Origin of the sequence: Bradyrhizobium neotropicale (genome assembly GCF_001641695.1) — a bacterium.
In the GTDB taxonomy this organism is placed as follows: Bacteria; Pseudomonadota; Alphaproteobacteria; order Rhizobiales; family Xanthobacteraceae; genus Bradyrhizobium; species Bradyrhizobium neotropicale.
Window position 1 is genome coordinate 50371 of record NZ_LSEF01000041.1, and the last position, 10456, is coordinate 60826.

General features: G+C 66.0%; 9 protein-coding genes and 2 pseudogenes. 9 read left to right on the forward strand and 2 right to left on the reverse strand.

Annotated features, from left to right (window positions below):
• Positions 1-66: 66 nt before the first annotated feature.
• From AXW67_RS12885 to AXW67_RS12895, 3 genes are read left to right on the forward strand one after another with little or no spacing between them, the layout of a single operon-like run.
• Positions 67-2157, forward strand: coding sequence for a M3 family metallopeptidase (locus AXW67_RS12885; RefSeq protein ID WP_063678188.1), 2091 nt, complete (start codon positions 67-69; stop codon positions 2155-2157).
• Positions 2157-2795, forward strand: coding sequence for a DUF1007 family protein (locus AXW67_RS12890; protein ID WP_063678189.1), 639 nt, complete (start codon positions 2157-2159; stop codon positions 2793-2795). Before AXW67_RS12885 ends, AXW67_RS12890 begins: the two co-directional genes overlap by 1 nt.
• Positions 2786-3925, forward strand: a complete 1140-nt coding sequence (locus AXW67_RS12895) for a nickel/cobalt transporter (RefSeq protein ID WP_145927582.1) — start codon at positions 2786-2788, stop codon at positions 3923-3925. Before AXW67_RS12890 ends, AXW67_RS12895 begins: the two co-directional genes overlap by 10 nt.
• A 170-nt stretch (positions 3926-4095) precedes the next feature.
• Here the strand turns inward: AXW67_RS12895 and AXW67_RS12900 are convergent, their stop codons facing one another.
• Positions 4096-4494 carry an MAPEG family protein gene (locus tag AXW67_RS12900; protein WP_027552056.1) on the reverse strand — a complete coding sequence of 133 codons (399 nt, stop codon included), beginning with the start codon at positions 4492-4494 and terminating at the stop codon, positions 4096-4098.
• Between the two features lie 83 nt (positions 4495-4577).
• Here AXW67_RS12900 and hemH point away from each other — a divergent pair, with 83 nt between their 5' ends.
• From hemH to AXW67_RS43965, 5 genes and pseudogenes are all read left to right on the forward strand, one after another.
• Positions 4578-5615, forward strand: coding sequence for a ferrochelatase (gene hemH / locus AXW67_RS12905; protein ID WP_063678190.1), 1038 nt, complete (start codon positions 4578-4580; stop codon positions 5613-5615).
• Between the two features lie 4 nt (positions 5616-5619).
• The gene (locus tag AXW67_RS12910; protein ID WP_027552054.1) at positions 5620-6597 is read left to right on the forward strand and encodes an ABC transporter substrate-binding protein; all 978 of its coding nucleotides are present in this window, start codon (positions 5620-5622) and stop codon (positions 6595-6597) included.
• Between the two features lie 362 nt (positions 6598-6959).
• Positions 6960-7955 (forward strand): SPFH domain-containing protein, encoded by a 996-nt coding sequence (locus AXW67_RS12915; RefSeq protein WP_027552053.1) that lies wholly within the window; start codon positions 6960-6962, stop codon positions 7953-7955.
• A gap of 24 nt (positions 7956-7979) precedes the next feature.
• On the forward strand, positions 7980-8423 hold the full coding sequence (locus AXW67_RS12920; protein WP_063678191.1) for an NfeD family protein: 444 nt from the start codon (positions 7980-7982) through the stop codon (positions 8421-8423).
• Between the two features lie 6 nt (positions 8424-8429).
• Positions 8430-8567: pseudogene (locus AXW67_RS43965) on the forward strand (carboxymuconolactone decarboxylase family protein); the annotation flags it as partial.
• 231 nt (positions 8568-8798) lie between these two features.
• Here AXW67_RS43965 and AXW67_RS12925 read toward each other — a convergent pair.
• Positions 8799-9806 (reverse strand): KpsF/GutQ family sugar-phosphate isomerase, encoded by a 1008-nt coding sequence (locus AXW67_RS12925; protein ID WP_027552051.1) that lies wholly within the window; start codon positions 9804-9806, stop codon positions 8799-8801.
• Positions 9807-10000: 194 nt separating this feature from the next.
• Between AXW67_RS12925 and AXW67_RS43970 the strand changes: the two are divergent.
• Positions 10001-10456: pseudogene (locus tag AXW67_RS43970) on the forward strand (outer membrane beta-barrel protein); the annotation flags it as partial.

The window sequence follows — 10456 nt, forward strand, 5'->3', positions numbered from 1 at the left end:
CCAAAAAAGCCCCATGGCGTGCTATAGCTGGCCGCAACAAACCAGCTCAAAAAAACGGGACCAACGATGTCAGAGACCCGCGAAGATACCGGCGCCGCGCCGGCCGACGACAATCCGCTGCTGAAGGCCTGGGTGACGCCGTTTGCGACCCCGCCGTTCGACGAGATCCAGCCGGAGCACTTCGTCCCGGCCTTCGAGCAGGCCTTCGCCGACCACTCCGCCGAGGTCGCGGCGATCACCAATGATCCGGCCGCGCCCGACTTCGCCAACACGATCACGGCGCTGGAGCGCTCCGGCAAGCTCCTGAACAAGGTCGCGGCCGTCTTCTACGACCTGGTCTCGGCGCACTCCAATCCGGCCATCCTGGAGATCGACAAGGAGGTCTCCTTGCGGATGGCGCGGCACTGGAATCCGATCATGATGAACGCCGTGCTGTTTGGTCGCATCGCCCAGCTGCACGAAAATCGCACCGCGCTCAATCTCACGCCGGAGCAGCTTCGTCTCCTGGAGCGCACCTACACCCGCTTCCATCGCGCCGGCGCCGGCCTCTCCGAGGAGGCCAAGACGCGGATGGCCGAGATCAACGAGAGGCTCGCCCAGCTCGGCACCACCTTCAGCCATCATCTGCTCGGCGACGAGCAGGAGTGGTTCATGGAGCTCAGCGAGGACGACGGCCAGGGCCTGCCCGACAGTTTTGTCGCGGCCGCCAAGGCTGCGGCAGAAGAGCGCGGGATGGCCGGCAAGGCCATCGTCACGCTGTCGCGCTCCTCGGTCGAGCCGTTCCTGAAGAGCTCGGGCCGCCGCGATCTCCGCGAGAAGGTTTACAAGGCCTTCACGGCGCGCGGCGACAACGGCAACGCCAACGACAACAACACGACCATCGTCGAGATCCTGAAGCTGCGAGAGGAGAGCGCCAATCTCCTGGGCTACCCGACCTTCGCCGCCTACCGGCTCGAGGACTCCATGGCCAAGACGCCGGATGCGGTGCGGGGCCTGCTGGAGCGGGTCTGGAAGCCGGCTCGGGCCCGCGCGCTCGCCGACCGCGACGAGATGCAGGCGATGATCACGACCGAGGGCGGCAATTTCCAGCTCGCGCCCTGGGACTGGCGCTACTACGCCGAAAAGCTCCGCCTGCAGCGCGCCAATTTCGATGACGCCGCGATCAAGCCGTATCTGACGCTCGACCACATGATCGCCGCCGCCTTCGACTGCGCCACACGCCTGTTCGGCATTACCTTCGTCGAGCGCAAGGACATCCCCACCTGGCACCCGGACGTCCGGGTCTGGGAGGTCCGGGACCGCGACGGCAAGCACAAGGCGCTGTTCTATGGCGACTACTACGCCCGGCCGTCAAAACGCTCCGGCGCCTGGATGACCTCGCTGCGCGACCAGCAGAAGCTCGACGGCGAGATCGCGCCGCTGGTCATCAATGTCTGCAACTTCGCCAAGGGCGCCGGCGGCGAACCCTCACTGCTCTCGCCCGACGATGCCCGCACTCTGTTCCACGAGTTCGGCCACGGCCTTCACGGCATGCTCTCCAACGTGACCTACCCGTCGCTGTCGGGCACCTCCGTGTTCACTGACTTCGTGGAGCTGCCCTCCCAGCTCTACGAGCATTGGCAGGAGCGGCCCGAGGTGCTGCAGCAGTTCGCCCGCCACTATCAGACCGGTGAGCCACTGCCTGACGACCTGCTCCAGCGCTTCCTCGCCGCGCGAAAGTTCAACCAGGGCTTTGCCACCGTCGAGTTTGTCTCCTCGGCCCTGGTCGACCTCGAATTCCACACCCAGCCAGCCACGGCGGCTACCGACGTCCGGGCCTTCGAGAAGAAGGAGCTGGAGAAGATCGGAATGCCCGAGGAGATCTCGCTGCGCCACCGGCCCACGCAATTCGGTCACATCTTCTCCGGCGACCACTACGCCGCCGGTTATTACAGCTACATGTGGTCCGAGGTGATGGACGCCGACGCCTTCGGCGCGTTCGAGGAGGCCGGCAACATCTTCGATCCGGCGGTGGCAAAGCGCCTGCACGACGACATCTACTCGTCGGGTGGATCGGTCGATCCGGAAGCCGCCTACGAGGCCTTCCGCGGCCGTCCACCGGAGCCCGACGCGCTGCTTCGCCGCCGCGGCCTGCTCGACGACGCGAAGGCCGCCTGATGGACATGCGCCGCCTGTTCGGGCTGCTGCTTGGCGCCGGCCTTTCGCTTGCGGCCGGCGCGGCGGAGGCGCATCCGCATGTCTGGATCACCGCGACCAGCGAGCTGATCTATGCGGAGGACGGCACGATCACCGGCGTCCGCCACGCCTGGACCTTCGACGACATGTTCTCGGCCTATGCGGTGCAGGGGCTCGAGGGCAAGACCAAGGGCACCTATACGCGCGAGGAGCTGACGCCGCTGGCGCAGACGAACGTCGAGTCGCTGAAGGAATACGCCTACTTCACGTTCGCGCGCGCCGACGGCAAGAAGGAGCGTTTCCAGGAGCCGGTCGACTACTTCCTCGACTACAAGGATACGGTCCTGACCCTGCACTTTACGCTGCCGCTGAAGATTCCGGTCAAGTCCAAGCAGCTGGTGCTGGAGGTGTTCGACCGTTCCTTCTTCATCGATTTCCAGATGGCCAAGGACAACCCGGTCAAGCTGGTTGGCGCGCCCGCCGGTTGCCAGATGAAGCTGGAGCGGCCGGGCGACGGCTCCGCCACCGCCCAGAAGCTCAATGAGCAGACCTTTATCAACGGCGAGAACACCAATTTCGGCATGATGTTCGCCAACAAGATCACGGTGGATTGCCCTTGATCGGTCGTCCTCATTCCCGACTGACGCGTGGGCTCGTCGCCTGCGCTGTGGTTTTCCTCGTCGTGGGCGTGGCGGATGCCGCGCTTCACGATCTCCTCGCGCAGAATCCGTTTGGTGCGCCGCGCCCCGCGCAGGCTGCCCAGCCCGAGGCCGGCGGCATCATCGGCTGGTTGCTGGCCAAGCAATCGGAATTCTACCGTCAGATGTCGGCGACCATCCGCGCCGCCAAATCCGACGGCTCGGCGGTGTGGACGCTGCTTGCGATCTCCTTCGCCTACGGCATCTTCCATGCGGCCGGTCCGGGTCACGGCAAGGCGGTGATTGCCTCCTATCTCGTCGCCAACCGCGAGACCGCGCGGCGCGGCATCGCGCTGTCGTTTGCCTCGGCGCTGATGCAGTCGCTGGTGGCGATCCTCATCGTCGTCATCTCGGCCTGGGCGCTGAATGCGACCGCGAAAACCATGTGCAAGGCGGAGGGGGCGATCGAGATTGTGAGCTACGCGCTGATCGCGGCGTTCGGCCTGCGCCTCGTCTGGGTCAAGGGCGGCGCCTTCATTCGCACGCTCCAGGCGGCCCAGCCGGTGCCGGCGATCGCAGGCGTCCCGCATCAGCATGATCACGACCATCACCACCATCACGATGCGCATGATCATCAGGGCCATGATCACGGCCATGATCATGACCAGGGCCATGGCCATGGTCACGCCCATCACCACCACGGTCATGACCACGTTCATGACGAGCATTGCGGCCACTCCCACGGCCCCGCGCCGAGCGAGCTGGCCGGGCCCGGCGGCTGGCGGCGCGGGTTCGCCGCGATCCTCACCGTCGGCATCCGTCCGTGCTCGGGCGCGATCCTGGTCCTGGTGTTCGCGCTTGCCCAGGGCCTGTTCTGGGCCGGCATCGCCGCGACCTTCCTGATGGGGCTCGGCACCGCAATCACGGTCGCGGCCATCGCCGTCGTCGCCGTCTCCGCCAAGGACGTCGCCGGTCGCCTCAGCGGCGCGCGTGACGGCAGGGGCGCCCTGTTTATGCACGGCATCGAATTCGCCGCCGCCGGTCTCGTTCTGTTGTTCGGCGCAGGCCTGTTGTTCGGCTACATCGCCGCCGAACGAACGACGTGTTTTTGAGCGGAGCTCTCGTGCCCCGGACGCAGCGCAGCGTCCCTTCGACGATGCGCTGCAGAGCCGGGGCCCATTTCCCCGCGCAGTCGCGTGTGGCCTTCTGGGTCCCGGCTCTGCACCACAACGCCAAGAGCGTTGCAGTGCGTCCGGGACACGATGTTGCGCTTGGTCGAAACTCACACCGGCAGAAACCGCTTCAGCGCCGGCATGAAGAAGATCCCGAGATTGATCGCAAAGCCGATGCTCCAGAGGATCGAGCGCAGCGTCGGGCGGTTGCCGAGATAGGTCAGCACGTAGGCGACCCGCACGATCAGGAACAGCACGGCGAGCTCGTCGATCAGGCGCTGCGGCGAATCGCGGAATTCGGCGAGCAGCACCGCGAAGGCGAAGAACGGGAAGGTCTCGATGCCGTTCTGGTGCGCGCCGAGCGCGCGCTGCGAGAGGGAGTCCTCAAAGAAGGCGGGGTCGCGCGGCCGGGAATTGTCGAAGCGGCGAAACCTGATCCATTTGATCGAGACGATCGTCGCCTGGTAGAGCAGCAGCGCTCCAAGAACGCACCATTCCGCGAGTGTCATCGGTCCTCCCCCGCTTGGGGGCGACCCTAGCCAAATCGGGCTCATCTTGACAAGTTCGGCGCAACGCGCGACCCACGGACGCCATGACGACCGTTGTCCCCACTGAGACCGCGAAGCCCGCCGTGCAAGCGAGCCTGCCGCGCGTCGGCGTGCTCCTGATCAATCTCGGTACGCCCGATACGGCCGACGCTCCGGGCGTCCGGGTCTACCTGAAGGAGTTTCTCTCGGATCCCCGCGTGATCGAGGACCAGGGCCTGGTCTGGCAGTTCGTGCTCAACGGCATCATCCTGCGCCGGCGGCCGCGCACCAAGGCGCTCGACTACCGCAAGATATGGAATAACGAGAAGAACGAATCGCCGCTGAAGACGATCACACGCTCGAAGAGCGAGAAGCTCGCCTCCGCATTATCGGACCGCGCGCACGTCGTCGTGGATTGGGCGATGCGCTACGGCAATCCCTCGATCCGCTCGGGCATCGACGCCCTGATCGCGAAGGGATGCGAGCGCATCCTCGCCGTTCCCCTCTATCCGCAATATTCCGCCTCGACCTCGGCGACCGTCTGCGACGAGGTGTTCCGTGTGCTCGCCCGCCTGCGCGCGCAGCCGACGCTGCGGGTGACGCCGCCTTATTACGAGGACGAGCCCTATATCGAGGCGCTCGCGACTTCGATCGAGGCGCACCTTGCCACGCTGCCGTTCAAGCCGGAGCTGATCGTCGCCTCCTTCCACGGCATGCCGAAATCCTATGTCGACAAGGGCGATCCCTATCAGGACCATTGCGTCGCCACGACCGAGGCGCTGCGCCGCCGGCTCGGGATGGACGCATCGAAACTGCTGCTGACCTTCCAGTCCCGCTTCGGCAATGACGAGTGGCTGCAGCCCTACACCGACAAGACCATGGAGCGCCTCGCCAAGGAGGGTGTGCGCCGCATCGCGGTGGTGACGCCGGGCTTTGCCGCCGACTGCCTGGAGACGCTGGAGGAGATCGCGCAGGAGAATGCCGAGATCTTCAAGCACAATGGCGGCGAGCAGTTTGCCGCGATCCCCTGCCTCAACGACAGCGAGCCTGGCATGGACGTGATCCGCGCCCTGGTGCTGCGCGAGTTGCAGGGTTGGATCTGAGCCCATGAACCGCCGCGAGCTCTTCGCGCTTCTCGGGATGATCACCACGCTGCCGCGCGCGGCACTGGCGCAGCAGCCGGGCGCGACGCGCCGGCTCGGCGTGCTATCGGTCACGGCCGACGACGATGCGGCCGGGCAGACGCGCGGTGCCATCTTGGTCGAGGCGCTGGCCAGCCATGGCTGGAAGGAGCAGGCCAATTTGCGGATCGACTGGCGCAGCGGCGGCGGCGACCGGGAGAGGATCGCGCGGCTCGCCGACGAACTGGTCGCGCTCAAGCCGGACATCCTGCTCGCGGTCGGCACGCCCTCGGTCGAGGAGCTGCACAGGCGCACGGCGACGACGCCGATCGTGTTCGCCGTAGTCACCGATCCCGTCAGCCAGGGTTTTGTCAAAAACCTCGCCCATCCCGGCGGCAACATCACCGGCTTCACCGATTTTGACGGCCCGATGGCCGGCAAATGGCTGGAGATGCTCGCGCAGATCACGCCAAAGGTCTCCCGCGTCTCCGTCGTCTACAATCCCGCCACCGCGCCGTTCGCCGGCCTCATGCTGCAGACGATCGAGGATGCAGGCCGCGCGCTTCGCGTGACGGTCGAGGCGGCGCCGGTGCATGACGATGCTTCCATCGCCGCGCTGGCCTCGCGCAAGGATGGCGGTCTCCTGGTGCTGCCGGACTTCTTCACCATGGCCAACCGCGCGCGTCTGCTGGCGGCGATCGCCGAAGCACGCGTGCCTGCGGTGTTCTGGAGCAGCACCTTCGTCGAGGAGGGCGGGCTGATGTCCTACAGCACCGACAGCGCCGAGCAGGTGCGCCGTGCCGCCTCCTATATCGATCGCATCCTTCGGGGAGCGCAGCCCGCCGACCTCCCGGTGCAGAATCCCACCAAATTCGAGCTCGCCTTCAACCTGAAGACGGCCAAGGCGATCGGCGTCACCATCCCCGCCCACCTGCTCGCGACCGCGAACGACGTGATCGAATAGGCTGGTAGTGCTGCGTCTCTGACGTCCGATTCGCTCAAGGTCATTCAGGGGACGTCATTGCGGGGCGCGACGAAGTCGTCAGCCCGGAATCCATTCATCCGCGTACCCTGTGGCCCGATGGATTCCGGGCTCCCTCGCTCCGCTCGGGCCCGGAATGACGAAATGGACTCTCGCAACGCTAGGCTGCGCTCGCGCGCTTTCAAGAGAGTCCTTGCAAATAGTTAATCCCCGCGGTTCCCGCTCTGTACTTCTTGTGGCGAGCTCGGCGGGCGCCGACGTGAATTCGTGCCGCTGAACCGGTAGGGTAGCCATACCGACCAATGGGAGCTGCGGGGAAGGCGTTTTCCCGCCTTGGAGGAGCTATGAGCGGTTTCGATATTTTCGCGATTGTTCTGGTTTTGCTTGTCATCGTCACGCTGCTTGCCGGCGTAAAGACGGTGCCGCAGGGCTATGATTGGACCATCGAACGGTTCGGCAAATACACCCAGACCCTGAGCCCCGGGCTCAATCTGATCGTGCCCTATTTCGATCGCGTCGGGCGCAAGATCAACATGATGGAGCAGGTGATCAACATCCCCGAGCAGGAGGTGATCACCAAGGACAACGCCACCGTGACGGTGGACGGCGTCGCCTTCTTCCAGGTGTTCGACGCCGCGAAGGCGAGCTACGAGGTTGCCAACCTCACCCAGGCGATCACGGTCCTGACCATGACCAACATCCGTTCGGTGATGGGTTCGATGGATCTCGACCAGGTGCTGTCGCATCGCGACGAGATCAACGAGCGCCTGTTGCGCGTCGTCGACGCCGCGGTCTCGCCGTGGGGCGTCAAGGTCAACCGCATCGAGATCAAGGACATCGTGCCGCCGGCCGACCTCGTCGAGGCGATGGGCCGGCAGATGAAGGCCGAGCGCGTCAAGCGCGCCGACATTCTGGCTGCCGAAGGCCAGCGCCAGTCCGAGATCCTGCGCGCCGAGGGCGCCAAGCAGGGCCAGATCCTTCAGGCTGAAGGCCGCCGCGAGGCCGCCTTCCGCGACGCCGAAGCGCGTGAGCGTCTCGCCGAAGCCGAGGCCAAGGCGACCCAGGCGGTGTCGGAAGCCATCGCCAAGGGCGACGTCGCGGCGTTGAACTATTTCATCGCCGACAAATATATAAAGGCGTTCGGCGGGTTCGCTGACGCGCCGAACCAGAAGGTCATCATGCTGCCGATGGAGGCCGTGAGCCTGCTCGGTTCGCTCGCCGGCATCGGCGAGATCGCGAAGGCAACGTTCGGCGAAAGCGCGGCATCCGCCGTCGCGGCCGCTCGCCGCGGCTCGGTGCCGACGTCGGGCCCGACGCCGCCTTCGGTCCCGCCGCAGTAACGGGATCATTCAAGAGGTCGTGTCATGACCGACATGTTCGTTTCGCTCGGTGCCTGGAACTGGCTGATCTTCGGCTTCATCCTGATGGCGCTGGAGGTGTTCGCGCCGGGCGTGTTCCTGTTCTGGCTCGGGCTGGCGTCCCTGCTGGTCGGCCTCGTCTCGTTCGTCGTTCATCCGTCCTGGCAGGCGCAGCTTCTGATGTTCGCGGTGTTCGCCGTGGCCGCTGTGCCGGTGTGGCGACGCCTCGCCCGGGCGAAGACGGATGCAGGCGCCAGCCCCTTCCTCAACAAGCGCACCGAGGCGCTTCTGGGCCGCGAGTTCACGCTGGAGAAGCCGATCATCGACGGCTCCGGCACCGTCCGCATCGGCGACACCGTCTGGCGTGTCGCCGGTCCGGATACGCCGGCCGGCACCAGGGTGAAGGTGGTGCAGGTGGACGGTGCGAATCTGACGGTGGCCGCAACGTGAGGACTCGCCGCGCTGTCGGCGCATGGCGACGAGGCGCAGACTCCGGAGATCATGCTGCTGTGCGGCTTCTATCGCACGGTGTCGTATCTGGCGAACGGCCTGCGGCTGCCTGAGGAGAAGGCGGCGCGATTTCCGTCGGTCTAACCACCGTCATTGCGAGCGTAGCGAAGCAATCCAGAGTCTTTCCGCGGAGACAGTCTGGATTGCTTCGCTGCGCTCGCAATGACGTTGGGGGGCAGATGAGCGCCACATCTTTCGCTGTCATTCCGGGGCGCGCCACTTGGCGCGAGCCCGGAATCCATGGTGAAACAAACTCTGCGGCATGATGGATCCCGGGCTCATCGCTTCGCGATGCCCCGGGATGACGGAGAAAGTTTAAGCCACACCCGCCCGCAGCAGATCGTGCAGATGCACGATACCCACCACCTTGTTCGCCTCGGCCACGATCAGCGTCGTGATCTTGCGGGCGTTCAGCACCTCGAGCATTTCGGTCGCGAGCATCGAGGGCGGCACGGTCTTCGGCTGTTTGGTCATGATGTCGTCGACGGACGCCGTCAAAAGATCGGGGCGCATGTGGCGGCGCAGATCGCCGTCGGTGATGATGCCCGCGATCTCGCCGGTATCGCCGACGATGCAGACGCACCCGAGGCCCTTGGCGGACATCTCGACGACGGCGTCCGACATCATGGTGCCGACCGGCTTCACCGGGATCTCCGCGCCCGTGCGCATGTAGTCGCGGACGAATTTCAGCATGGCGCCGAGCTTTCCGCCGGGGTGGAAATGCGCGAACTCCAGCGCGGTGAAGCCGCGGCCCTCGAGCAGCGCGATCGCGAGCGCGTCGCCGATCGCGACCTGCATCATCGTCGAGGTGGTCGGCGCCAGATTGTGCGGGCAGGCCTCGCGCGCCTTCGGCAGCTCGATCACGATGTCGGCTGCCTGGCCGAGTGAGGAGGCCGGGTTCGACGTCACCGCGATCATGGGGATCGCAAAGCGCGCGGAGTAGTTCACGATGTTCTTCATGTCCGGCTGCTCGCCGGACCAGGACAGCGCCATGATGACGTCGTCCGCCGTGATCATGCCGAGGTCGCCATGGCCGGCTTCGGCGGCATGCACGAAGAAGGCGGGGGTGCCGGTCGAGGCCAGCGTCGCCGCGATCTTGCGCGCCATGTGGCCGGACTTGCCGAGCCCGGTGACGACGACGCGGCCCTTGGCCTGCCGGATCAGCTCAACGGCAGCAGCGAAGGTCGTGCCCAGCGGTCCCTTCAGCGCCGCGGCTAGCGCGTTGATGCCGCCGCTCTCCGTCTCCAGCGTGCGGAGCGCAGATTCGACGCTTGTAGGAAGGGGGCCGGATGATGGAGTCATCAGCGGTTTCGAGCTCGGCATGTCCTGATCCAGGGAGGTAGGGCGTGATTTGCCCGTGGCTGCCTGCTTAGCATGCCGCCGCCCGGGAGGCGACGCGCCCCCAAACCCTTCAACGCCTCATTAACCATAATTGTTTTAACTCCTTTAACGATGGTTCCCGCCGCCCGGCGGGAGGCCGTCGAGGAAGTGTCTGATTTCGCTGGGGTAATTCCATCGTGAGGTCGCCTCCAGGTAGAGGCCGGAGCAGTCGCGCGCATCCCTTGCGCGCCGCTTTGCCGTGCCTGCTGCTGACGGCGCTGGAAAGCGCTCCGGCGGTCGCCCAGAGCCTCACGCCGGACCTGTTCAATCCCACCCGCGGCGGCTTCGTCTCCGCGGACACGCTGCCGACCCGGCGTACGGCGGGCGTCGTGCAGGCGCCGTCGGATGCACTGCCGGCGCTGCCCGACCCGAACGCCGATCCGCGCAAGAGCCAGCCGACGCCAGCGACCTCGCGCGTCGGTCAGGTCCCGACCTACGGGCTGCCCGCCGCCAATGGCGCCAGCGGCTCGGGATACGACTCGCTCAACCGCAAGCGGCAGCAGCCCAAATTCTACCCCGGCCAGCCGAAGCCGAAGCGCCCCGTCGGTCCCGGCTCGCCGCCGCCGCCCACGACGCAGGCCACGAGCCTCGGC